Below are 23,467 nucleotides of genomic sequence, written 5' to 3'. Positions count from 1 at the left end.
TAATGAATAAATTTATTGGAATTGGTAGAACAACAAAAGATATTGAAATTAATAAAACTCAAAATGGGAAAGAATATGCAATTTTTAATTTAACAATAGCACGTACATATTCAAAACAAAAAGAAACTGATTTTATACCTTGTCAAGTTTGAAATAAACAAGCAATTACTTTACAAAAATATTGTCAAAAAGGTAGTCAAATAGCAATTACTGGTGTTTTACAATCTTTTAAAGATAAGGATAATAAAATACATTAAATAGTTCAAGTATCCAATTATGAATTTTTACATACAAATAATGATTTAAAAAAATCTGATAAACCACAAGAAAAAATAGAATTTAATTCATCTGAGACAAAAAAATTATTTAATAATGATAATCAAAATATTAGTAATGATGAAACAATTTTATGAGATTAGATTTAAAACCTTTATATATTTTTAATGATGAATTACATAAGTATAGTATTTTAATACCTAGTGTAAGTAAAATTGTTAATATTTTAGTGCCAAAAGATTTTTCACAAATTGATGAGAATATTTTAAAATTAGCACAAAATCGTGGAATATGTTTACATAATATGATTGATGTTTGAATAAAAAATAATTTTGATGATGAATTAATTGAATTTATTGATTGTGAAATAAAATCACATCGTGAATTATTTAAAAATTTTACAAAACTATATCAAGAAATTTTTAAAGATATTAAATTTAAATATTATGAAACTGAAAAAACACTTTATAGTCCTTTAATGTGTGGGACAACTGATTTTATTGGAATAACAACTGATAATGAATATATAATATGTGATTGAAAAATTAATAGTTCTAATGAGAAAACAGATATTGAACGCTATATTTGACAATTAAAACTTTATTATTTATTAGAAAAAGATTTTTGTATAGATAATAAAAAAATATTAATGATAATTATAAATCCAAAATTAAAAATAGTAATTAAAGAAAAAGTTGATATTACTAAACAAAATTTAGAACAAATTAAAGAAGCAATTTTAATATGACAAGAAAGAGAGGAATGAGAAAATGCCACAAGAAACTAAAAAAACATTAATAGCAAATATTGGTGAAATACAACACGATTTATCATTATATTTAGAAAAAAACCAAACAATGTAAATGAATGGTAGAACAATTTATAACTATTTTGGTGAAGCACAAGTATTAGAATTAGTTAAAAAAGAATTTAAAAAGCACCATATTACATATATTTGAAGTTATGTAAAATATACTTTAAAAATAATTAATGATATACCATATTTTGAAATGGAATTAACTTTATGTAAAGAAACAGAAAAAATTAAAACTTATTGACCTTTTACGAGTAAAAATACTGACCCCGCTAAAAGTATTGGGTCAGCATTAACTTATGGAGTTAAATATGTTTTAAGTAAATTATTAGGTTTACCAACCGAAGAATTAGACCCTGATAATAGTGAAATAAGTAAAATTAATTCTAAGCAAGAAAAAGAACAAACAGAAATTATTAACAATTCAAATCCAAATTGAATGAGTGAACAGCATTTCAATAATATTAAAAATTTTATTACAAATACAAAAATAGAACAAGATATTATTTCAAAAGGTAAAAATTGATTAAAAGAAGAATTAAATGTTGAAAAATTATCACCAGTTCTGATTAGAAAACAAAACGAAGATTTTTATTATCAATTTAAAGAAAGATTTTTAAGATAATGATAAAAATTGGTATTGACCCATCAGGAACTGGTACTACGGCTATTGCTTTTTTTGAAGATAATAAATTAATTGAAAAATTAGAATTTACAAATAAAGATTGAATTAATCATACAAATGAAATTCGGAGATATAAATTTATTAGTTTATTTAATCCAGACGAATATATGTTTAATATTGAAGATTGTTTATATACATCTGCTAATGCTAGTAAGGATAGAGATGATTTATTACGATTATTAGGTGCAATAGAAAATAAATTAAATGAATTACAAATTAAATTTAATTGAGTATCACTAAAACATACTAAATCTGTTGTTAAAAATATGGAAAATTTAAGTAAGTATAATGATAGTTGTATTCAAGAATTTAGTAAAGATGAAAATTTAACTTATGAATATGGTAAGGGTTGATTTTATAATAATGAAAAAATAAGTAATCATTTACGCGATGCAATTATTATTGCTCATTATTAAGGTTTAATATTATGAAACATTCATATAATCAAAAAACAGGAAAATATTATTCTTGCAAAATTCGGAATGTTAATATTTACTTAAATGAAAATGAAGAACAAGTTTGAAATGAATTTAATGACTTTACTTATTCACAACGAATAGAACATCTTATTAATTTTTATATACCACACAATAAAGGTGTTGATAAACATGAATAAATATATTTTATGTTATCGTACTGAAAAAGGTAATATTTCATGTAAAACTCCCCTTGGTGAATATATAACTGGTACTGATGTTGAAGATGTAAATATTAATTCAACCTGAGACTGAGAATATTTAATAAATAAATATGATGAAAAGAATTTAATTATCTTAAAAACAAATAAAAAATAACCTTAATTGGTTATTTTTTAAATACTATTTGTTAATTTTCTAATAGCATCTTTTTGTGCTTGTTTTTTATCGTTTACTTTAACTTGCTTTTTAACATTTTTAATTTGACCTGTTTTTAACGCTAATTCTGTTGCATAATCAGGTCCTCTTAAATATTTTTTGTGGGCAATAACAGCAGTTCTTAATTCTCTAATTTCTGCTTTATATTTTTTATTTTTTTTAGCAGATAAGCCTAGAATACCAAGACTACCCATTCCACCAGCACCTGCTAAAACAAGTAAAGTAATCATTAATGTATCATTTAACATTTTATTTAATTCCTTTCTTATCCTTACTCAAATAGTGCCATCCATCCTTTCAGAACAAAATAATTTATAAATTAAACTATATAAACACCCAAAAATATCAACCACCCCTATTTATAGTTTATTTTAAATTTAATTCTTTGTTAATTTCATTTTGTATATTTTTTAATTTTTCTTCTGTTATACCATCTAAATTATTTCATTGTTTTGCTACTCTTGGTTGAATAACACGCGGATTAATACGGCAGTCCAAACAATGTCTTAAATGGTCTTTTTTTCATTTTGATTTATCAATCCAAATAATAATTAAAGAAATTATTAAAGTAATTAAAGGTAATATTGTAAATACTAATCCTATTTTAGATATTTTTAACCTTGGTATATTAATTTTCATATCTACCTTTGGTTTACTACTAGCAACAAATATACCCTGAATTCCATGAATAAATAAAGGTGTTAATAATATATCAATTTCATTACCTCAATATTGACCATAATTATATCAATTAATTTCATCTTTAATGCCATTAATCATCCCATATTCTAACCAACCATTAATTAATAAAAATAATATTGTATAAAAACCAACAACTCAACTACGAATTTTATATTTTCTTTCTCATTCTCTAATATCTTTATGAGTTCAATTATATAACTTGGAATACGGTCTTTTTTAAATCAATTTCAAGGTAAGGCACCCTTTAATCAAGTCGTTTTATCTTGTTTCATTAATTAAATTCCTTTCTAACTTACTTTTTTCTTTCAACATGTAATGCCATTAATTTATTATTTCCAGAAATTATTTCGCCATTTTTATTAATATCTATAGGGAGAAAACCAGCAGTTAAATTAAATTCATAATGATTTTTATATGTTTCAATCATAATATTAATAATTTCTTTATTATTTTCATTAATACCAATTCATATTTTGTATATATATTTTGTAGAATCATAATTTTTAATTTTATATTTTTTGTTAGAAAAAGATACAAAATCACTAGTATCAACCAATTCTCAATCATTACTACCACTACCTTTTAATTGAAAATGTTCATTAATATATTTAGTAGTTGGTAATGAATCATCAGTTGTTTTTAATTCTGATGTTATAATTGTTTTAATAATTTCAAAATTAGCAGTTATATCATTATTTTTAAATGCTGGGTCTCAAATTTCTAATTCACATGTTTTTTGATTAAATGAAGCATTCACTTTACCACTTTCAGTAGGTATTAATTTAATTCCAATTTGTCGTGTTCTCATATAATTAATAAATTCACCACCACTTGTTGGATCATCAATTGCTAATTCATCATTATAACTATTTGTTACAGATATTTTACCTTTATTATTACTACCTTCAATAATAACAAAATCATTAAGATTTAATGTTTTCATTATAGACTATGGATTAATAATATTGCCACCATTAGATTTTCATACTTTATTAATTTCATCATAATAAATACTATCATTGTCAAAAGGAACAATAAGTTTAATATATTCGTTATAATCAATTTTAGAAAAATCATTAATAGTTGGATAAAAAATATTAATACTATTATCTGTTTGTAATCGTTCTTTTAATCAAAATAATAATGTTGAATAAAAAGTTTTTTTACTAATATGTTTATATTCTTCTTCTCATGAATGAGCATAATTATCTAAACTATAATTATAAGATCTAGATACTGTTTTACTAGATATAATATTAATTATTTCACCTGCTAATTTTAAAGCATTTTTAACATCTCTGGTAATATTTTCATTTGCTTCAGGGTCATTAGTTTGTGAATAAGCAACTCCACTTTGTGAAAATAAAGCACTACCAGTTAAATCATTAACACCTTTTGGTAAATATCAATTCATAACTGCTAATAAATAAGCAGATTGAATATAACTTAATCATTTATCATATTCAATTAAACCAGTATTATCTTTTTTTATTCATGGAAATAATTCTTTTTTATTAATCTTATCGGAAATTGTTCCACCTGATAATCTATCCATTCATAAACTAGTTTTTAAAATAGCATTATAAATTAAATTATCATTATAAGCAGATTGTTTTCTATCATTAATAGGTTGTCAAAGTTTACTTTCTTTAACATCTTCAACTGTTATAAATAACAAATTATTTAAATTATTTTCCATATAAAACACCCCTTAATTGATTACGATATTTATTTTTTAAATTACTTGACTTGTAACTATTAATTTTTCTTTGTACTTTTTTAATTTTTTGAATAGTTTGATTAGTTTTGTAAAACATATTTTTAACTGGTGTTTTATATAAATTCTTAATATTTTTAACATCACTTCGGCGTTCACGATACCATTTTTTATTATTAATTTCACCAGCAAAATTAAAATTAAAATGTCCAATTTTTAAATTATTAATAAACTTTTTAATTTGATTTAATTTTTTTAACTGTTGGTAATGTTAATTTAGTAGTTCCTTTTGGGTATTTTTCTTTTAATGCTTGCGGTAATCGTTTTTTAATATAATTTCTTAAATGACTAAGTAATCATTTTCTTAATCAATAACGCCAAAATAAAGTTCCTGCATTAGATACAGCATTACTTAATAATTTTCAAATTTCAACTGGAACACTAGGATAAACATATGGACCATAAAATTTCGGATGTTTTGCTGTTTTTGTATATATTAAAATAGTTAAATTACCTGTTAAAGTTAACTTATTTGTAATATTAAACATACCACTATCAAGTCAACTACTATTTAAAGGTTGTCAATTAGTATTTAAATAATTTTCATTTTTAAATTGTTATCTATTTTTAATATTATTATCTTTTTCTAATTGACTTAATATTTGTTGTATTTCTTTTTTATGACCTTTTTTAATTAAATCTACATAAGTAAATGAATTTAATCACTGATAAATATCTTCAACTTTATTTGTAATTTTATTATATTTATCAGTAATATAATTAATTGGCTTTAATACTTTATTTTTAACTTGATTAACTCTATTAATTAAATTTACAAATTTACTTATCAAAGGTTTATTTTCTAAATTAGATACTAATAAAGTTAAAACTCGTAATATTAGTAAATTCATTGTTTATTAAGAATTTTTAATTTTAACATCAATCGGATTTGTTTGACCAGTAGTGTTGTTTTTACCTTCAATTTGAACTTCAACAGTTTTATCATTTGTAATATTAATTGGTCAATCTTCACCTTTACTTTCAATAAAATAATCAAAATCACTTTCAGTTAAAGAACTATTTACGGCTTTAACTGCTTTTAAAACAACAGCTTTAAATTGTGGTTTTAATTGTTCTGCTGTTGTTTGTATTGGATTTGCAACATGAATAGTTGGTTTATCTATTCTATTAATTCCACTGATATTAATTTTACTGGGAGTTGATGATGAGATTACATAATCAACAGACACTCTAAAAGTTTTATTTAGATTACTTTTGGCAGTATTAATTTCATCTTCTGTTGGTTGTTTTTCTAAAATAATTTTACATGTTTTTGGATATAAAATTGTTTGTGTTTCATATTGCACTTTACCAATTCATTTAGGGTTAACAGTATCATTATCTAAAACTTGTTGAATAGTATCCATATTAATTGGATATGCTAATACTTGTTTATTAATAATTAAACCATTTACATTAGTAAAATTATAACCTTTATCTCGGTTAACTTGTCCCTTTGTATATGTTTTTTTCTAAATGAAAACTTTTAGATACAGGAATTCCCATTGCTGTATTTTCATATAATTCACCATTAACCATTGCTTTTAATTGAGCTTGTGAACCAATTACTTTTAAATAAGCAGGTGTTAATCCTAAATATGCTCTTCGTCCTAAAACCATAAACATTCTATCTGTTGGCAATCCAAAATATAAATTACTAATTTGATTTGTTAATTCAATCAAAATTTCATTTAATGTAAAGAATGCTTTATTTGCATCATCTGCATTTTCTGCTGTATAACTACGAAATGGAATTACTTCATATTGACCATCTGCTAAACAATAATCATAAATAGCCTGAATTAATTCACATTCTAAATTAACAAATTTATTCTGTACAACACTATAAATAGCATCAGCAATAATACCATTTTTAATATTTTGTTCTATTAATGCCAAATCAAATGCTTCATTCATTAATTTTAAATTAAATCTTTTATCAATAGGAACCGGAATTCTTGTTAATCCCATTGTTTGAGTTGTCCCACCATTTGGTAATGAATAATCATCTTGTCATACCACACGATGAGTTAAATTATATAATGCTTGTCCTGCATTTGGTAATCAAGCAACTTGTTCTGCGGTTGCTGTTGCATACTGCATAATACTTACATATTCATTATATAAAGGTCCACGCAATAAAGCATTAACCATATCAACATAGGCTTTTTGCCCTGTTGTATTACCTTGTAATATAAAAGGTACTTGTGACAAATTAATTGTTGCCATAATATTTCACTCCATTATTATTTAAGGTTTTTAAGTGTATAATCAGTTAATTTTTTAATTTCTTCCGGAGTATATGCTCCTTTTTCTTTAATAGTTTCAATTTCATCATTCTTATTTTCACTAGATTTTTCAATCATATCTTTAATAAAATTAGTTGGTGAAACTGATGGTTGCTCTTCAACAAACAAATCATGTTTTAATTCTTTTAAAGTTTGCATTTTTTCAGATAAAGAACTACCACTAACTTTTTCTAAATTAGTTTTAATATCTTCAATTTTAGTAGATGGAACATCTTTAAATGCTTTTAATTCATCTAATTCATTAGATAATTTAATAAAATCTTCTTTTGATATAACATCTTCGCGTTTTTGCACACTTTCTCTAATTTGCTTTACTTCATTATTAAACTGATTTAAGATATTTTCAGCAATCTCTTCACTTAAACCTTGTTCTATTAATTGTTCTTTTGTAAGTGCCATTTTATAAACCTCTCTTTTTTTATTCTTGTCCGATTAACAAGTCAGCATAAACTCTTTTTTATGGAAAAAGATTAAACCTATGACTTTAATTATATACCAATAGTTCATAAATGCGATATATTTTGTATATAACACAAAAAATCACTAAACTTAATATATTTTATTGCTAATTTAGCCCTTAAAACGCGTAATAAAGGTATTTTAAAATAACTAATTCACCCTTGATTTTTTTTTTTATATATAATGCAGCTAAAACTTGGTAAAAAGTTTCAAGATAAAGAAAAGGAGAAAAACAAGTATGAAAAAATTACTTAATTTATTAAGTGTATTAATTAGTGGAACTACTACACCAGCATTAATTGCTAATAGTAACTTTCAAAAATATGAAGAAATTAAAACTAATGACTTTAAAACAAATAAATTAAACAGAATAAAAAGACAGACAAAATTTTTTAATGAAAATGAACAAATAACTTTTGATATAGGTAGGTATTTATCCAAATAGAAATATTTTGGTTAGTAAGTCCTCAAGTTGGGGAATTACAGGAAATAATCCACCAAGCAATTGAAAAATAATTAGTGGATTAAGAACGACAAATTATTTTTCAAATTTAAGTTTAAATAATAACGATGTAGGATTTCAATCTATTAGAAATCAAAATATACTTTATACTAGTGATTTTTTAAATGTTAGTTATGCATCTAGAAACAGCGCTTATATTAGTGCAAAACAAAATACTCCATTTAGAGGTGGATTTTGAATATATTATTAAATAATTTTAAATAAGTAAAAAGGAGATATATACATATGAAAAAATTATTAAGTATCATTAGTACAATATCATTAGTAGGAACAAGTACCACAAGTTTAGTTGCTTGTAATACACAACAATAATATACACCCGAAGAATTAGCAAAAGAAAAAGAAAAGAATAAAATAACTACAAAAGATGGTATTTTAGAATGAATAGTGCCCAAAGAAAAACCATTTAAAGAAATTGGCAATAATAAATATTATTTTATTATATGAAAAGGCCTAAAATTAGATAAATGAACATTAAAAAAATATAAAGATGTTGGTTTAGACAGAACCAATAGTTTAATAGATAAATCATATAGTAATGCAGAATTACACAGAGTAAGTAATGATTTACATACAATTGCAAATAAAGAATATAGTAGTTGAAATAAAGATGATGGAACTTACTTTAAATCAATCTATCGTTGAAATGGTGAAGAACAAAAATTACCCGACTTAATAATTGATAATGATGGTAATGTAAAAGTTAATGGAGAATAGAAAAAGAGATTTTACATCTCTTTTTATTTTTATCTTGGTTTAATTGTAATTTTAACTGGACTATCGTCTTTATTTATAATTCCCAAAACATTTGGATTAGAAACATCTATTGTTATATCTTTATTATTACCCCAATAATCTCAATGGGTTTTTGAAGTACCTGCTAATTTGGCAAGTATGGTTTTTGATATTCTAATTTTTAATTTTAAATCATTAGTATAATATGCTTGTAGTTTTGTTTTTTTAATTTCATCTTTATCAGTATTAGATAATTTTGTTATTTGAAGTAAAAAATTAAAGAATATATTTTCTCCCAAAGGCTTGTTTGTTGAATATATATTTTGATAATTTCCACTTGGCAAACCATTAGTATATGCAATAGGTTTAAATGTTTGAATTTCATTAGTTATATTTTTTGTATATAAAGTTCTTATATTATCAAAATTAACTTTATCAGTTTGTGAACGACCACTTTCTTGTAAAGTTATATTGGATAATGACCCCAAATCATCACTACAAATACCTATACCACCTAAAATATTAATATTTCTATCAGGAATAAAATTCTCTATATCGGGTTGTCCACATTCAACTTGTAAATTACCTAAATTACTTATTTCAATCGTTTTATATGCATCTTGAAATTTACTGATACTTTGAATTGTTGAGTCAATTTGTTTTAAATCAATTTCTATTTCATAATAAACATCATAAAATTCATCAGAAAATAAATTATTAAATGAATCTTGTTTACATTGTGCGGGTGCAATAATTTTAGTTATTAATGGTAGTACTACACCAGAAGGCATAATATCTTTTGTATAAGATTTATAGTTATATGGTACTGGTGGTAATACATATTGTGGGTAATTAAATGTTGGTATTTCATAGTTATGGGGTAATAAAAAACTAGTTTTATAATTAGTTGTCATATCGCATAAATAATCATTTAAGACACTTTTTGTTTTACCACGAAAACTCCATACTGATAATCGTAAATAATCTTCTTCATTATTAGTATATGGGTTATCGGCATAAAAGATAATTTCAAAATTACCTTTATATAGTGTTTGGATTGAAAACATATCAATTATATAGCTACAATTTGTACCATCTGGTGTTTGTAAGAATTCGCAATCATTATCTTTTTCACTATCACTAACTGGTGTTTGTGCATCAACTGCTCTTACTAATTCATTAATTAAATATATACGATTAGTTTTAGGATTTAATTGTTTTAAATTATAAGTTGAATAAGTTATTCGTTCAGTTGGTTTACCATCTTTTTCTAAAACATTTCCTTGTATTTTATCAGTTAATAAAGTAGTAAAACTAAAACTAGTAGCATTAGCACCAATCATAGCACCGACTTTATTATTTCCTTGTTCTCTAAATATTTCAAATGGTAAATAACCCTTACCAGCAGACTTATCACCTCAAAAGGCATCATTATAAAAACTATAAACATTAGCACTCATAAAGCCATTAAGTCATGGAAAATTAGGTCATTTATCATCTTGGGTAATTGTTAAATTACCAATTCAGTCCCAAGGAATACCAAACGAAATAAAGTTTAAAAACTTTCCAATAGCAGGTATTGTAAAAGGATTAAATACTAGTTTTTGCGTATAGTTTAAAGGTAATACTGTAATTTGGCAATTAATAAAATTATTCATATTTAAAATATCTCAAACATTACATGTGCCCATTTTATTATATTCAATTTGAACTTGACCAACAGTATTACCAAATTCATCTTTTCTTCTAAAATAAGATGAGGCTTGGGTACTAATAATATTATTAATAGTTCCACTATTTACTTTTACTTTATCTTATGGGGTAATCATTCAACTTTTAGACCAATAAGGTTTAGAGTTTTTATTTTCTTCCTTAATAGTTGTTCCAACAGTTGGATTAGTTGCTGTTGAACTTGCTTTATCTGTTATTATCATACCCTCATTATTTTTTTCAATTCAAAAATCAGACATTGATTGAATATGTTCTTTTCAATATTTATATCCAGTAATAATAGTTGGCTGTATACTTTGAATGTTATATCAACTTACCTCAGGTGATGCATAAGTATTTATTTTATCAGATGGAGCAGGAAACATATTATACATTAATAAATCTCTTGAATTCATTACTTTTTTATTAAATTCACCTTTAATAATTGGTCGGCCAATAACTGGCATATCAAAAAAGATAGGATTACCATAAAATTTAACTGCCATTGCTCTAACACCTGGGTCTTTTAATAAAATCTCATCTAATTCAACAATACCTTTATTTAGTTTTTCATCATAAGTTATTTTAGGAAAACAATAACCTTCACCTGGGGCACTTGTTTGAATAAATTGTCGTACTGATAAACCACTATTACTAATTTTGTCATTAATACTTGAAAAAGTAATTTCTTGTCATAAGAAATCACCATCTTCTACGGAATAATAATTAATAACATTTGATGGATACAATCATTATCTATCTTGGGGTGCAGAATTAATATCACCACCACTAATATTTAAACCATGGTCATTAAATACAGTATAAAAATTATAATAATCATTAATATTTAATTTAGTAATATCTTCATCTAAAATTAATAAAGTATATTGTCGTTATGTTGATTGTTGAATAAATACTTGTTCAAATTTAGCATCACCAAATTTAATAGAACTTACATCATCAACCATATAAGCATCTCAATATTTACCAACTTTAACCTCTTTTGTATAAAAGTTATTAGCTTTATTATCATTATTAATAAAATAGCTTAATTTATATTTATTTAAGTATTCTAACATTCTATTAATATCATAAATATTTTCACCATCAATTAATTTTCAATAAATATTATTATTTTCATCTTTTAATTTTATCGCAAAAGGTGTTTCATTATTGGCTCATATTGTTGAGTTAATTGGTTGATTTTTAAAATCATCAATTTTTAATATATTAATTTCTTCACCTTTATATTTTTGGACTATTTTTAAACTACCTTGTCATTGAGCAATCGTACTTTCCATATTATCAAATATTCTTGAATAACTACCATAATCACTTGGTTTAGCATTATTAGGTTTTTAACCTGTTTCAGTATCAGGAATATATGAACTATAAACATTAAAAGGAAATACCATTCAATGTCTATGTTCTTTTATACTTTCTATTATATCTATTACAGTAGCACCTGCTCCTGTTCTTAATCATTGCATATCTGCTGGACTAATTTTTTGCATTTGTTAATTCTCCTTAATTTTTGTTCTACCTTGTACGGCATTTTGATTATTACCAGTTTCATCATATTCCATTAATTTATTATTATGTTTTATCTCTTGGGCATGCCTTTTATCTCAGTATTTTTCAATTTTTTCATAATATTTGATTGCTTCTAATTCATCAACATCATCATATTCAGTTATTGCTTTTATTGGCTCCATTGTACGATTTTCTAATCTAGTAGTAATTAATTCATTTTGTCGCATTTGATCTACTAAACTAGCACTAACAAAATCAAAACCATAAGGGCGTTCACCATTTCCATCTCATAAACCATAATATTTTAAAACAGTATCAAACATTTTAGTATAATATTGTTTACGATATGCTTGTAAATATGATTGTTTTTCTAAGTCTTTTGTTTTTTTATTAATGATTGGGTTTTATTTTCTTCACTATCTGAGGCATCACCAAAAGGACTAGAAAAATTACATGCTATATATACTTGTTCAATAATTGCTTTTTGGTCTTGTGTATATGTTTCTAAGGTTGGTGCCCCTTGTACTACTTGTAAAGATTGGGATAATTGACCATCTACGACTGATTGACCTGATTGAATAAAAATATCATCAAAAGCATCTTGTAATACTTTTTTATTGCCTTTGTTATAAGCAGTCATTAAATCATCATCTAATATCACATATCAATACGTACGATTTGATCATCTTTCTTTTGATTTAATATTAAAACTATCTTCTAAATCAAATTGTAATTTATAACAATTTGCCATTGTAGGTCATGGATTTAAAGTTGTTGATGTTGATAAAAATAAAGGATTAGGTTCATTTATCATTTCTCAAAAGGGCACTATACCTAATTTATTTTTAAATTCTTGAACTAAAACAGGTCTAACATCATCTTTAATTTGTGTTTTACTTTAACCAACAACTACTTCATTATTTTTAGGTCAACCTTTAATAACTATTTTATCTTTGGTACAAATTAAATTTAAAATAAAACCACTATCTGATTGATGATAATTTAATCAAATATCAGCACCTTGTTCAATTTCGTTTATTTTACTTACGCGTGATGTAAAGTTAAAAGGGTTAATTCATAAATCAATATTTCCATCACTAGTTTCTAATAAACCAAAGATAGTTTTACCCATTAAACTTGCTGTTAATTCATTTTTATCTAATTTTTCTTTTATTTTATAAGTTTCATATCATTAATTTAATTTTTCTAAAATATCTTTACGATGCGACTTAAATAAAATATCTTTACCATTTATTAATCGCATTTGATGACGAGCGATAATATTTGCTAAATTAATAGTTCAATCATAATTATAAAATTTTAAAACACTATTAATATCATTTAAGTTTGGTAAACTAGGGAAAGTATTATTCATTGTTATTTTGCTCCTTTAATTTTAAAATAAGTGCATAATTAATTATATTTACAGTTAATAAATTTGGTTCATTTGATAAAACTTGAACACACAATTTAACTTTTTGATATCTTTTAATATATTTGTTATATAAATTTAATTTACATATTGCGATATTATCTTTTTTAATTCTTGACAAAGTCTTTTTTTAACTTGTCCACAAAAAGACATATAAGGTCTTTTCGCATTTATTACACGCTCATCGTGTATTACATAAATATCTTTTTTCATTAAGTTATTCACTACCTTTGTTGTCATAATTTATAATCTGTTGAACTATTATGTTTAATCATATTAACTAATTCAAAGTGTAAGGCATAAAAATCACTATCAAATGTATCATCATATAAGTCTAACATTCGTTCTTCTCTGGAATCTGGTTTATCTTCTCATTGAATTAATTCATACTGATTTTTACTTACAGGGCATTTTTCTCATAATCATTTTAATTGATTAGTATTTATTAACATTGTAAAGGCTTCAATACGATGCTTTACTTTAAATTTTTGTTTTTGTGCTGGTTTAAAATTCATGTATTGACCAAAAGTATAATTATATTTTTCTCTATTTAAACTTTCTAATGTTGCATAAGCACTATCATCAACATTAATTGATATACCTTGTTGAATTAAATTAAAATATTGATTTAATTGATTGTTATAAAACTCTAAAATATCTTTTACTTGTTCTAATGGTCCTTTAAATTGCTGTGTAGCATTTGAATGTGTATATTCTGCTACTTTATATGCTTTTTTATCAAATGAATTATATATTCAAAAGCTCGCCGCTGTTGTATGTCCTTTGGGACTAGTAGAGTTTGCTAAATCAACTCCACCTAATAATTTAGTTGGTTCAATAATATCTGTTGCATGCATAATATCAATATATCGCGCAAAGATTTAACCACTAGTATTACCAGGCAAACATCAACTCCATACTCTTGATCTTTCAACATCTAATTTCTCTAACCTTAATTGCTCATTAATTTTATCTTGTGGTAATTCATAATTAAGTCTTCAACTAGAATAATGAATAATAATCTTCATATTTCATTTTTCAATATATTTAATTTGTTCATATTTACTACGCATTATTTCTTCATTAAAAGGTAATAATTCATTACAATAACCAACAATATATCTTTTTAAGCTTTCAGGATTACAGGTATTAATTGTTATTTTATTTTGATAACCACGAATAGTAAATTCTAAATCACTTAAATCTTTTTGTTGAAATTGGTCACATTCTTCTCTTAAATCAATAACTAATTTATATTTATTCAAATCAACAAAGGCTTTTAATTTTTCTTTCCGACTTGGTGAATGTAAACCTTTACAATATATTTTGCTCCCATTTAATAAAGTAAAGTAAAATTTGATAAATTAATAGTATAAGGAATATGATTTTCATCTAACATATTTCATATATTTTGAAATACACTATCTTTTAAATCTTTACTCTAATACATACTAGCAATGATACAAATTGGTTCTTTAATTAATAAACTAATTTTTAATAATTCACCAAACATTTTAATATTTGATATAGTCTTACCACTATATCGTGTTTCAATTTGATTAATTTCATTAACTAACTCATATTTTTTAGTAAAGGGATATTTATTACCAATACTACTATTTTGTAATAACCAATAAGGAGTTTCTAACAAATAAGTAAAATGATTAAGCATTATTATCACTTTCTTTTTTAATATCTCTAATATCAGTTTGTAAATTAACTATTATTGGTTGATGATTATTTAAGTTTAATTCTTGTTCTAATTGTTTTTCTTGCAGTGAATATTTATAATTAAATGCTCGTTGTCAATATAATTTAGCACCATCAGGTGATTTCATAATAAAATTAATTATTTCACTTTCAATTCTATCAACTTGTCGTTGTATTAAAGGTATTATCTTTTCACTCTTGTAAGTTTCATGTCTTCATCTGCTAGAAAGGTTGAGTTTATCGGTTAAATCGTTCAAAGTATATGGTTTATTAGGTGATTTTTTCTCAAAATTGCTCTATTTTACGATAAAAAGTTGCCAAACTTGCTGTTTTTGGATTAAATTCTTTCATTTTTTACTCTTTTTTGCATATTAAAATTGCTATTATTTAAACAATATGATTAAATAAAAGAGTAAATTATCTCTAAAAATGTAACAAAAGAACCAACCTGGTTCTTTTTTATTATCTATATTTTACATCAAAATAAAAAAAGTAAATTGCTTTACTTTTTTCAGTTAAATTAATTTGCTAATAATTAACAATTAAATTGTAACACAATAAATAAAAAAATAATATCTTTTTTCCTTTTTTATTATTTTTATGATAAAGTCCTAAACTATAGAAAAGAGGGTACAAAAATAATGAATATTGATAAAAACTTTTTTAATAATTTTATTAATTTTTTATATATACAAAGTATTGAAATTATTCAACAAAATTTAGAAAATTCTGATGAATGAATTTTTAAAAATTATAAAATTGATGAAATTTTAAAAGAATTTAAAGATTATAAAGTAAAAGATAAAATTGAAAGAACATTAATAATTTTAAATGGGAAAATAACTTTTAAAAGAAGAAGATATTATAAAATTAATCCAGAAACAGGTAAAGAAGAATATATTTTTCCTTTGGATAAACTTTTAGGCATTGAAAAATGACAAAGAGTAACTAATGATGTTAAAAGAAAAATATTATCATTTATTGGTAATAAAAAAACATATCAAGATATTTTAGATACTATGGAAAGTGTAAAAATTTGTATAAAAACAATTTCAAATATTATGAAAAATGCAAAAATTGATAAAGAATATTATCTTAATAAAACTGATAAAAAAATAAAGGTACCTCATACTTTATATATTCAAATTGATGGAACTTATTTAAAAATGTAAAATGAAAAGAAAACAGGAAAAAAGAAAATAAAAAAACATATTATATTTTCAACTGTTCATACTGGTTTTGATGAAGAAAAATATACTAAAAAAAGACCAGTAATTGCAAATAAATTATGTGTTATAGAATTAGATAATATTCCAGAATATATTAAAAAAATAGTAAATTAACTAATTTTGTTAATAAATTACTTACATTAATTACCAGTTATTATGATATTAATGACAATATTGAATTTATGGTATTAGGAGATGGTGCACCTTGAATTAAAAATATGGCAAAATTTATTCAAGAATATTTTCCTAAAAATAAAGTGCATTACACTCTAGATAAATTTCATCTTACAAGTAGATTTAAAAAATTATATCCCTATCAAAGTAAAAACAAAAAAAATAAAGAAGCATACCATAAAGCAGTTGATTATTTTTTTAATGATAAATATGAAAAATTATTAAAATGCTTAGAAAACAGCGCTTCTCTTATAAAAGAATCAAAAATGAAATTATTAAAATAGACAATTAGATTAATTAAAAATAATGAAGAAGGTGTCAGAAATCAAACATTATGAAATAATATTGGTTGTCATATTGAGGGTGATATATCACATTACTGTAAGGGTGTTTTGGTTAAAAAAGCAAATTATCATGAAAAAAACTCTTAAAAATAAATTAAATACTAGTATGATGAATTTTAAAAATAAAATTAATTATTCAGTTAATAATTTTGTAAATAATAATCTACAATCAAACTTATATTTTTATTAATTTTATCTAATAAATTAAATAACTTTAATAAACATGTATTTTTGTTGTGGAAAAATTTTAAAAAAAAATAGAAAAATATATTGACAATAAAAATAAAAGTAATACAATTTAAGTTAAGTAAATGGTATTTTTATTTCACAGTTTCTGAGATATATAAAACCCCAAAATAATACATACAACCAAATAATTATTTTTTAATAATGAACAAATTTTTGTAAAATATCAAATGTTTCCTATAAATGTAGGAAGTTTATGAGAAAAAAAGATAGATTTTAGAAAACTGAACTTATGTGGATAGGTACACAGTCTAAAATATTAGTCAAGTTTATAAAAAAATTTGACTTATTACTTAAGTTATTATATTATTATTAGTATAGTGTATGACTTTTATGTAGTAGATACTAACATTAAAAATTAGGAATAATTAAAAATGAAGACTTGAATAAATATATTGTTGGGTACATTATTGTTATCAATTTTAGGCTCAACTGTTTTTTCATCAAAGGCAATAAATTTAACCAAAAATTATTTAAATAATATTTCTAATAGTCAATATAATATCGACCCAACATATCCAACTTTTAAAGATAAACAAACTTGGTCCAATTCACAACGAGTTTGTTGAGATGGAGGAACCTGTGATCCGCATCCTAACTCCAGAACAATTTCATTTAATTGAAAACAATAAGTTGATGATTGAAATACATTTAAAAAAAATATTCTAGTTTTATGATTGAAATACAAGGATTAGCTAATTCAAGATATAATTCGGGTACTTTAAACGATAGAACATTTAATACATTAGCAATTTCATCAAATAAAATGGATAATGGTATTGGTAGTCATAATTATAATAAGTTTTTGTCAAATGCCAAGACTCATTATTCAAATTTTGGTAGTAACTCAGCTTATGTTGGTTATTATTTGTGACATGATTCAACCAATATATATGTTTTTTTATCTTTCGTTGCACAAACACAAAAGGGAGGTATTGGTAAAAAACGGGGGGCTGAAGCCTCAATTAATTATAAAGGAATTACGTTCCATTCATCATTTTCTTTACAAAGTATTAAAAATAATTTAAATAATGCTTTAAATAAAGAAATTAATTTAACATCTGATTATTCAGGTAGTTTGGAAGATAAAAATAATATAAATGATCCAACTGGAAAAGGAAAGGATTTAACAACATTATTAACTACAACTATAAAAAATGTATTAGGAAATGAATATTCAAAATGAGAATGATATATTCAACCATTTTCATTTAATAATAGTACACGTAAAGCAACAACTGTTTTTAAATTTAAAAATTCTAATACTGGCAATCAAGAAATATGAACTTTTGAAACACCGATTAATATAAAATTATCAGAAAATTATTGAGGTAAGTCACTAAGTGCTAGATTAAATTTTTTTCCGGGACAAATTGTTAATCCAAATGATTCTACTCAAGGGATGGTTTCTGATAAACCAATCCAATTAGAGCCTGAAGTTGATTTTTGAACAACTATTCATAGCATTCATCTAAAAAATTATTTAGTTGATTATAAAAAACTTGATGTAACTAAAATTAAAAAATTAAATTTTGAACAAGTTTCTAGTTATTGAAAAGAATATAATTCGGATATAATTGCACAGCGTATTCCTCCAGATCCAAATCCGTCTAATTTTGTTGATATTTCTGGTAATTTTCCAGCAATTAAAATGAATGAAATTGATACGAATAAAATTCGTTCCTTAGTTTTAGCTTATGCTCAAAATTATATTAACCAAAAAGCAAGTGGGGCAAAATTAGGTATTGATTATTATGTCGTAACAAAAGAGGGTATTGATATTAGTAGTAATGTTGATGCTTTAAAACCATTGTTAGATAATGCGACGGAACCAAAATACCTTAATATTATAATTAAAACAAAACAATTTTCCTCTATATTAATTGGTGAAGCTAATGGAAGTATTAAGAATTCACGAAATTATTATCCAGAAAAAGTAAAAGACTTATCAAAAATTAAATTTAATGATCAAAAATTTAACTTTGGTGATTTTTCAATTGAAGAAATGAAAAATTGAATTATAAAATATATTAATTTAGGATTAAAAAAATCTGATTATACAGATTTAGTTTTTAATAAAGACTATGGAATTTCAATTAACGATATTCTACCAACGGATGAAAATCATAATAATATTCCTGGTTATTTTAATGATGAAATATTTTCTGATTTCTTAAATAATTTAGAAAATTATAAAAAAATAACTTTTATAGTATATGCTAATGATGCAAGTGATTTAGCTGAAGGAAAAACCGAATTTGTTCTTGAAAATTATATTGATGGTAATAAACCTAATCCTAATCCAACCAATCCGACTAACCCTGTTGATCCAATTGACCCAAACCCTAATCCAATTGATCTGATAAATCTAGAAATGCCAACGTCAGGAGATAAAAAATATTTAGGATGATTGTTACCAGTTATTATTATTCCAATAATTGAAATAATAATTGGAATAGTTTGATTTTATTTTCGTTTTAAAAAAAGAATTAGATAGTATAATATTTACATTAAATTTAGGGAAAATATAAAATATTTTCCTTTTAATTTGTCAAAAAAAATTATATATTTTATACTTGAATTTATAATTTATTGTTTGATATAATATAATGAATTAATAAAAGAGGAGTTTTATAAAATGATTGAAGATACAATAATTGCTCCAGCAACTGCAATGGTAAAGCAAGCAATTGCAATTATTCGCATGTCTGGAGTGGATAGTTATAAAATTATTAATAAAGTTTTTTCAAAAAAAATTATTCCACACAGGAATCAAATTTACTATGGTTATTTAAGAGATGGCAAAGAGATTATTGACCAAGTTATTTTGGTTTGTTTTCAAAAACCTAATTCTTTTACTGGAGAAGATATTATTGAAATTAATTGCCATGGTGGCGTATTAGTTACAAATAATATTATTAAGTTATTACTAAAAAATGGAGCACGTTTAGCAAATAAAGGTGAATTTTCACAACGAGCGTTTTTAAATGGAAAACTTAATTTAATTCAGACAGATGCTATTAATAACTTAGTTAATGCGACAAATGATACTAGTGCAAAAATAGCTTTGAATAATTTGCAAAATAAAAATACTTATTTAATTAGTACATATCGTGATGAATTATTAGATATCATTGCAAATATTGAAGTAAATATTGATTATCCTGAATATGATGGTGTTGGTGATTTAACTACACAAGAATTAAACCAGCGGTTATTAATTTTAGAACAAAAAATTAATGATTTAGTTAAAATTAGTAAAGTTGGAAAAATGATTGATGATGGTATTAATGTCTTAATTTTAGGAAAGCCAAATGTTGGAAAATCATCATTATTAAATGCATTAATGAACGAAGATAAAGCTATTGTTTCTGATTTGCCAGGAACAACAAGAGATATTGTTGAAGGAAAGATTAATTTAGGACCATTAACATTAAATATTATTGATACAGCTGGCTTACGTGAGACAGTTGATAAAATTGAGCAAATTGGAATTGATAAAGCACGTCAACAAGTTATTAATACTGATTTAATTTTAATTGTTGCTGATAATTATGCTGATTTAATGAATTTAAGTCCCGAACTTAAAAAACTAATTAAAAATAAAGAATATTTGTTAGTTTTAAATAAAAGCGATTTACTTAATATGCAAGTACAAAATGAAAATTTGCAACAAAATATTCTTTTAATTTCAGCATTAAACCGAGATATCAAGTCTCTTATTGATAAAATTTTAAATTTATATAAAACAGCCCAGATTACAAAAGATGATCAACTAGTTTTGACAAATATAAAACAAATTTCTTTATTGGAGAAGGTAGCAAATTCAATAAAAAATGCATATAATAATAGTACGAGTGAATTTCCGGTTGATATTATTAATGTTGACTTACATGAGGCTTGAGAAATATTGGGTGATATTCTAGGTGAAAACTATGAAGAAGACTTATTAACAACAATTTTTAGTAAGTATTGCCTAGGAAAATAGGAGGAAAATATGCAAGGAATTTTTGACACACATTGTCATTTAATGTCACATGAATATGAGAACGAAGAAACATCAGCAATAATAGCTGATGCTAAAATTAGTGGCGTGTTTTGACTTAATAATGTTGGTTATGATTTAGATTCTAGCCAAGCAGCAGTTCGCCATGCAATGCAGTATGATAATGTTTTTGCAACAATTGGGTTTCATCCAACTGATGTTGCTAAATATGGGTTTTCAGATTTAGAGAAATTAGATCAATTATTAAATAGTGATAAAGTAATTGCTGTTGGTGAAATTGGTTTAGATTATTTTCATAAAACTGTTTCTCCAGATTTACAAAAGCATTGATTTATTAAACAAATTGAATTAGCAAAACAACATAATCTTCCACTTGCCATTCATTGCCGTGATGCTTATGAAGATTGTTATGAAATATTAAAAGAACAAAAAATAACACAAGGTTTGATGCATTGTTATAATGGGACAATTCAAATGGCTCAAAAATTTTTAGATTTAGGATTTTATCTTTCGTTTTCTGGTAATATTACTTTTAAAAATGCTCAGGAATTACGGGAAGTTGCTAAAATGGTACCACTAAATAAAATTTTAGTGGAAACTGATGCACCATATTTAACTCCTGATCCATATCGAGGGAAAAAGAATTATCCTAAATTTATTATGTATACAGTTAAAAAATTAGCAGAATTAAAGAATATGCCGGTTGAAGAAATGATTCGTATTACTAATAAGAATGTACGCAAGTTATTTAATCTTGATTAATTTTTAATTTCAAATTTAAAAATTACAATAAAAAAATATTAGGTTAACCTAATATTTTTTTTTGCTTCAATTTATTTTCTTTTTTTACCTAATGATGATAATAATCCTTTTTCTTGAAAATTATATAAACCATTTTCGATGTTTTTCTTAATTGTTTTTTCAAAGATTTTTGTTCCTTCGATAACACAATTTAATGGATCTGAAGCTATTTTGGTTGGTAATTGGAAAATATCAAAGAAATATTTATCAATATTTCTAATTAAAGCTCCTCCCCCACAAACTGTAATTCCATTTCTAATAATATCACCAGCTAATTCTGGTGGTGTATTTTCTAATAATTCAATTACTAAATCTGTAATTTTAGAAAATGCATTTAATAAAACATTTCTAATTTCTTCTGAAGAGATTTTTGCTTCTTTTGGTAATCCTGAAACAATATCACGTCCGTAGATTTGCATTGATCTTTCGTTATGGTATTTAACTAATGAACCAATGAATTTTTTAACATCTTCAGCTGTTTTTTGCCCAATTGCAATGTTATATTCTGAACGAATGTATTTACGAATATCATCATCAAAATGATTTCCAGCAACTTTAATTGATCTTGAAACAACGATATCACCTGATGAAATAATAGCTAAATCAGCTGTTCCTCCACCAATATCAATGATTAAATGACCTTGAGGTAATTCAATATTAATTCCTGCCCCTAAAGCAGCCATTTTAGATTCTTCTTCAATGATAACTAATTCAGCGCCCATTTCTTTAGCAACATTTTTTAATGCTTCTCTTTCAAGTTCAGTAACTCCACTTGGACATGCTAATAATACAATAGCATTTTTTCAAATGTTCATCATTTTCATTCTTGAAAAGATGTGTTTTAATAAATCTTGTGCAGCTTCCATGTCTGCGATAACTCCATCTACTAATGGTGTTACCATTCTAATATCTCCGTGTGTTTTTCCTACCATATCATAGGCAGCTTTCCCTAAAGCAATTAAACTATTAGTTTTATTGTTATAAGCCATTAATGATGGTTCATTGTAGACTACACCTTGTCCTGAAACATATGCTAAAACATTAGCAGTTCCTAAGTCAAGAGAAATAAATGGTCTAGTTTCTGGTCTCACGTTTTTGTCCTCCTTAACAATTTAATAACTATTATAATCAATTAATTAATGATTATT

The 23,467-nt window shown here is 24.0% G+C and carries 39 protein-coding genes and 1 pseudogene; 15 read left to right on the top strand and 25 right to left on the bottom strand.

Annotation, left to right across the window (positions count from 1 at the left end):
• The first annotated feature begins 2 nt into the window (after nucleotides 1-2).
• The 6 genes from ABNT63_RS11255 to ABNT63_RS11230 all read left to right on the top strand — a co-directional run bounded on the left by ABNT63_RS11255 (nucleotide 3) and on the right by ABNT63_RS11230 (nucleotide 2,569).
• Entirely contained in the window at nucleotides 3-257 is a 255-nt protein-coding gene (locus ABNT63_RS11255; protein WP_348735849.1) for a single-stranded DNA-binding protein, read from the top strand.
• 152 nt (nucleotides 258-409) lie between these two features.
• Nucleotides 410-1,063, top strand: coding sequence for a hypothetical protein (locus ABNT63_RS11250; protein ID WP_348735848.1), 654 nt, complete (start codon nucleotides 410-412; stop codon nucleotides 1,061-1,063).
• A 76-nt stretch (nucleotides 1,064-1,139) separates the two neighbouring features.
• Nucleotides 1,140-1,715 carry an ERF family protein gene (locus ABNT63_RS11245; RefSeq protein ID WP_348735847.1) on the top strand — a complete coding sequence of 192 codons (576 nt, stop codon included), beginning with the start codon at nucleotides 1,140-1,142 and terminating at the stop codon, nucleotides 1,713-1,715.
• A complete protein-coding gene (locus ABNT63_RS11240) occupies nucleotides 1,715-2,191 on the top strand; it encodes a hypothetical protein (protein WP_348735846.1) in 477 nt (158 codons plus the stop codon). Before ABNT63_RS11245 ends, ABNT63_RS11240 begins: the two co-directional genes overlap by 1 nt.
• An 11-nt stretch (nucleotides 2,192-2,202) precedes the next feature.
• Nucleotides 2,203-2,391 (top strand): hypothetical protein, encoded by a 189-nt coding sequence (locus tag ABNT63_RS11235; RefSeq protein WP_348735845.1) that lies wholly within the window; start codon nucleotides 2,203-2,205, stop codon nucleotides 2,389-2,391.
• Nucleotides 2,384-2,569 carry a hypothetical protein gene (locus ABNT63_RS11230; RefSeq protein WP_348735844.1) on the top strand — a complete coding sequence of 62 codons (186 nt, stop codon included), beginning with the start codon at nucleotides 2,384-2,386 and terminating at the stop codon, nucleotides 2,567-2,569. Before ABNT63_RS11235 ends, ABNT63_RS11230 begins: the two co-directional genes overlap by 8 nt.
• A 17-nt stretch (nucleotides 2,570-2,586) precedes the next feature.
• On the opposite strand, the gene ABNT63_RS11225 is transcribed toward ABNT63_RS11230, so the two are convergent.
• The 11 genes from ABNT63_RS11225 to ABNT63_RS11175 all read right to left on the bottom strand — a co-directional run bounded on the left by ABNT63_RS11225 (nucleotide 2,587) and on the right by ABNT63_RS11175 (nucleotide 7,816).
• Nucleotides 2,587-2,877 (bottom strand): hypothetical protein, encoded by a 291-nt coding sequence (locus tag ABNT63_RS11225; RefSeq protein ID WP_348735843.1) that lies wholly within the window; start codon nucleotides 2,875-2,877, stop codon nucleotides 2,587-2,589.
• Nucleotides 2,878-2,995: 118 nt separating this feature from the next.
• Nucleotides 2,996-3,409: a hypothetical protein gene (locus tag ABNT63_RS11220; RefSeq protein ID WP_348735842.1), complete on the bottom strand. Its 414-nt coding sequence runs from the start codon at nucleotides 3,407-3,409 to the stop codon at nucleotides 2,996-2,998.
• Between the two features lie 23 nt (nucleotides 3,410-3,432).
• Complete coding sequence (locus ABNT63_RS11215; protein ID WP_348735841.1) at nucleotides 3,433-3,603, bottom strand: hypothetical protein; 171 nt, start codon at nucleotides 3,601-3,603, stop codon at nucleotides 3,433-3,435.
• A 20-nt stretch (nucleotides 3,604-3,623) separates the two neighbouring features.
• The gene (locus ABNT63_RS11210; RefSeq protein WP_348735840.1) at nucleotides 3,624-4,274 is read right to left on the bottom strand and encodes a hypothetical protein; all 651 of its coding nucleotides are present in this window, start codon (nucleotides 4,272-4,274) and stop codon (nucleotides 3,624-3,626) included.
• A gap of 6 nt (nucleotides 4,275-4,280) precedes the next feature.
• Nucleotides 4,281-5,030 carry a hypothetical protein gene (locus tag ABNT63_RS11205; RefSeq protein ID WP_348735839.1) on the bottom strand — a complete coding sequence of 250 codons (750 nt, stop codon included), beginning with the start codon at nucleotides 5,028-5,030 and terminating at the stop codon, nucleotides 4,281-4,283.
• Complete coding sequence (locus ABNT63_RS11200; RefSeq protein WP_348735838.1) at nucleotides 5,020-5,148, bottom strand: hypothetical protein; 129 nt, start codon at nucleotides 5,146-5,148, stop codon at nucleotides 5,020-5,022. The genes ABNT63_RS11205 and ABNT63_RS11200 overlap by 11 nt, the downstream gene beginning before the upstream one ends.
• Before the next feature lie 136 nt (nucleotides 5,149-5,284).
• The gene (locus tag ABNT63_RS11195; RefSeq protein WP_348735837.1) at nucleotides 5,285-5,596 is read right to left on the bottom strand and encodes a hypothetical protein; all 312 of its coding nucleotides are present in this window, start codon (nucleotides 5,594-5,596) and stop codon (nucleotides 5,285-5,287) included.
• A 69-nt stretch (nucleotides 5,597-5,665) separates the two neighbouring features.
• On the bottom strand, nucleotides 5,666-5,959 hold the full coding sequence (locus ABNT63_RS11190) for a hypothetical protein (protein ID WP_348735836.1): 294 nt from the start codon (nucleotides 5,957-5,959) through the stop codon (nucleotides 5,666-5,668).
• A gap of 6 nt (nucleotides 5,960-5,965) precedes the next feature.
• Nucleotides 5,966-6,475 carry a hypothetical protein gene (locus tag ABNT63_RS11185; RefSeq protein ID WP_348735835.1) on the bottom strand — a complete coding sequence of 170 codons (510 nt, stop codon included), beginning with the start codon at nucleotides 6,473-6,475 and terminating at the stop codon, nucleotides 5,966-5,968.
• Between the two features lie 76 nt (nucleotides 6,476-6,551).
• Entirely contained in the window at nucleotides 6,552-7,337 is a 786-nt protein-coding gene (locus ABNT63_RS11180; RefSeq protein ID WP_348735834.1) for a hypothetical protein, read from the bottom strand.
• Between the two features lie 17 nt (nucleotides 7,338-7,354).
• Entirely contained in the window at nucleotides 7,355-7,816 is a 462-nt protein-coding gene (locus tag ABNT63_RS11175; RefSeq protein WP_348735833.1) for a hypothetical protein, read from the bottom strand.
• 298 nt (nucleotides 7,817-8,114) lie between these two features.
• On the opposite strand from ABNT63_RS11175, the gene ABNT63_RS11170 reads away from it, so the two are divergent.
• From ABNT63_RS11170 to ABNT63_RS11165, 3 genes are all read left to right on the top strand, one after another.
• A complete protein-coding gene (locus ABNT63_RS11170; protein WP_348735832.1) occupies nucleotides 8,115-8,321 on the top strand; it encodes a hypothetical protein in 207 nt (68 codons plus the stop codon).
• A 303-nt stretch (nucleotides 8,322-8,624) separates the two neighbouring features.
• A complete protein-coding gene (locus tag ABNT63_RS11460; protein WP_431607843.1) occupies nucleotides 8,625-8,711 on the top strand; it encodes a lipoprotein in 87 nt (28 codons plus the stop codon).
• Between the two features lie 75 nt (nucleotides 8,712-8,786).
• On the top strand, nucleotides 8,787-9,116 hold the full coding sequence (locus ABNT63_RS11165; RefSeq protein ID WP_348735831.1) for a hypothetical protein: 330 nt from the start codon (nucleotides 8,787-8,789) through the stop codon (nucleotides 9,114-9,116).
• 29 nt (nucleotides 9,117-9,145) lie between these two features.
• On the opposite strand, the gene ABNT63_RS11160 is transcribed toward ABNT63_RS11165, so the two are convergent.
• The 13 genes from ABNT63_RS11160 to ABNT63_RS11100 all read right to left on the bottom strand — a co-directional run bounded on the left by ABNT63_RS11160 (nucleotide 9,146) and on the right by ABNT63_RS11100 (nucleotide 15,776).
• The gene (locus tag ABNT63_RS11160) at nucleotides 9,146-10,825 is read right to left on the bottom strand and encodes a hypothetical protein (RefSeq protein WP_348735830.1); all 1,680 of its coding nucleotides are present in this window, start codon (nucleotides 10,823-10,825) and stop codon (nucleotides 9,146-9,148) included.
• A 123-nt stretch (nucleotides 10,826-10,948) separates the two neighbouring features.
• Nucleotides 10,949-11,593 carry a hypothetical protein gene (locus tag ABNT63_RS11155; protein WP_348735829.1) on the bottom strand — a complete coding sequence of 215 codons (645 nt, stop codon included), beginning with the start codon at nucleotides 11,591-11,593 and terminating at the stop codon, nucleotides 10,949-10,951.
• A 144-nt stretch (nucleotides 11,594-11,737) separates the two neighbouring features.
• Entirely contained in the window at nucleotides 11,738-12,145 is a 408-nt protein-coding gene (locus ABNT63_RS11150; protein WP_348735828.1) for a hypothetical protein, read from the bottom strand.
• Nucleotides 12,146-12,202: 57 nt separating this feature from the next.
• Nucleotides 12,203-12,358 carry a hypothetical protein gene (locus ABNT63_RS11145; protein WP_348735827.1) on the bottom strand — a complete coding sequence of 52 codons (156 nt, stop codon included), beginning with the start codon at nucleotides 12,356-12,358 and terminating at the stop codon, nucleotides 12,203-12,205.
• Nucleotides 12,359-12,361: 3 nt separating this feature from the next.
• The gene (locus ABNT63_RS11140) at nucleotides 12,362-12,700 is read right to left on the bottom strand and encodes a hypothetical protein (RefSeq protein WP_348735826.1); all 339 of its coding nucleotides are present in this window, start codon (nucleotides 12,698-12,700) and stop codon (nucleotides 12,362-12,364) included.
• A 47-nt stretch (nucleotides 12,701-12,747) separates the two neighbouring features.
• Nucleotides 12,748-13,191, bottom strand: coding sequence for a hypothetical protein (locus ABNT63_RS11135; protein ID WP_348735825.1), 444 nt, complete (start codon nucleotides 13,189-13,191; stop codon nucleotides 12,748-12,750).
• Nucleotides 13,192-13,275: 84 nt separating this feature from the next.
• Nucleotides 13,276-13,509, bottom strand: a complete 234-nt coding sequence (locus tag ABNT63_RS11130) for a hypothetical protein (protein WP_348735823.1) — start codon at nucleotides 13,507-13,509, stop codon at nucleotides 13,276-13,278.
• A gap of 60 nt (nucleotides 13,510-13,569) precedes the next feature.
• Nucleotides 13,570-13,752 (bottom strand): hypothetical protein, encoded by a 183-nt coding sequence (locus ABNT63_RS11125; protein WP_348735822.1) that lies wholly within the window; start codon nucleotides 13,750-13,752, stop codon nucleotides 13,570-13,572.
• A gap of 135 nt (nucleotides 13,753-13,887) precedes the next feature.
• Nucleotides 13,888-14,049, bottom strand: coding sequence for a hypothetical protein (locus tag ABNT63_RS11120; protein WP_348735821.1), 162 nt, complete (start codon nucleotides 14,047-14,049; stop codon nucleotides 13,888-13,890).
• Nucleotides 14,034-14,666, bottom strand: a complete 633-nt coding sequence (locus ABNT63_RS11115; protein WP_348735820.1) for a PBSX family phage terminase large subunit — start codon at nucleotides 14,664-14,666, stop codon at nucleotides 14,034-14,036. The genes ABNT63_RS11120 and ABNT63_RS11115 overlap by 16 nt, the downstream gene beginning before the upstream one ends.
• 24 nt (nucleotides 14,667-14,690) lie before the next feature.
• Entirely contained in the window at nucleotides 14,691-15,074 is a 384-nt protein-coding gene (locus tag ABNT63_RS11110; protein WP_348735819.1) for a hypothetical protein, read from the bottom strand.
• Between the two features lie 176 nt (nucleotides 15,075-15,250).
• A complete protein-coding gene (locus ABNT63_RS11105; RefSeq protein WP_348735818.1) occupies nucleotides 15,251-15,481 on the bottom strand; it encodes a hypothetical protein in 231 nt (76 codons plus the stop codon).
• Nucleotides 15,474-15,776: a hypothetical protein gene (locus ABNT63_RS11100; RefSeq protein WP_348735817.1), complete on the bottom strand. Its 303-nt coding sequence runs from the start codon at nucleotides 15,774-15,776 to the stop codon at nucleotides 15,474-15,476. The genes ABNT63_RS11105 and ABNT63_RS11100 overlap by 8 nt, the downstream gene beginning before the upstream one ends.
• 384 nt (nucleotides 15,777-16,160) lie before the next feature.
• Between ABNT63_RS11100 and ABNT63_RS11095 the strand changes: the two genes are divergently transcribed.
• The 6 genes and pseudogenes from ABNT63_RS11095 (at nucleotide 16,161) to ABNT63_RS11075 (ending at nucleotide 22,280) form a co-directional block, all read left to right on the top strand.
• Complete coding sequence (locus ABNT63_RS11095; protein WP_348735816.1) at nucleotides 16,161-16,691, top strand: UPF0236 family transposase-like protein; 531 nt, start codon at nucleotides 16,161-16,163, stop codon at nucleotides 16,689-16,691.
• A gap of 239 nt (nucleotides 16,692-16,930) precedes the next feature.
• The gene (locus ABNT63_RS11090; protein WP_348735815.1) at nucleotides 16,931-17,206 is read left to right on the top strand and encodes a UPF0236 family transposase-like protein; all 276 of its coding nucleotides are present in this window, start codon (nucleotides 16,931-16,933) and stop codon (nucleotides 17,204-17,206) included.
• Nucleotides 17,207-17,886: 680 nt separating this feature from the next.
• The gene (locus tag ABNT63_RS11455; protein ID WP_431607831.1) at nucleotides 17,887-18,144 is read left to right on the top strand and encodes a hypothetical protein; all 258 of its coding nucleotides are present in this window, start codon (nucleotides 17,887-17,889) and stop codon (nucleotides 18,142-18,144) included.
• Nucleotides 18,145-18,458: 314 nt separating this feature from the next.
• Nucleotides 18,459-20,009, top strand: a pseudogene (locus ABNT63_RS11085) (Mbov_0399 family ICE element protein); the annotation flags it as partial.
• A 141-nt stretch (nucleotides 20,010-20,150) separates the two neighbouring features.
• Nucleotides 20,151-21,500, top strand: coding sequence for a tRNA uridine-5-carboxymethylaminomethyl(34) synthesis GTPase MnmE (mnmE, locus tag ABNT63_RS11080; protein WP_348735814.1), 1,350 nt, complete (start codon nucleotides 20,151-20,153; stop codon nucleotides 21,498-21,500).
• Nucleotides 21,501-21,509: 9 nt separating this feature from the next.
• The gene (locus ABNT63_RS11075) at nucleotides 21,510-22,280 is read left to right on the top strand and encodes a TatD family hydrolase (RefSeq protein ID WP_348735813.1); all 771 of its coding nucleotides are present in this window, start codon (nucleotides 21,510-21,512) and stop codon (nucleotides 22,278-22,280) included.
• 71 nt (nucleotides 22,281-22,351) lie between these two features.
• Here the strand turns inward: ABNT63_RS11075 and ABNT63_RS11070 are convergent, their stop codons facing one another.
• Nucleotides 22,352-23,410, bottom strand: coding sequence for a rod shape-determining protein (locus ABNT63_RS11070; protein WP_348735812.1), 1,059 nt, complete (start codon nucleotides 23,408-23,410; stop codon nucleotides 22,352-22,354).
• Nucleotides 23,411-23,467: the final 57 nt, after the last annotated feature.

It is taken from the genome of Spiroplasma endosymbiont of Ammophila pubescens (assembly GCF_964020965.1).
GTDB lineage: Bacteria > Bacillota_I > Bacilli_A > Mycoplasmatales > Mycoplasmataceae > Spiroplasma.
Note: the sequence above shows the minus strand (reverse complement) of the source record. Positions and strands in the feature narration are given on the sequence as shown.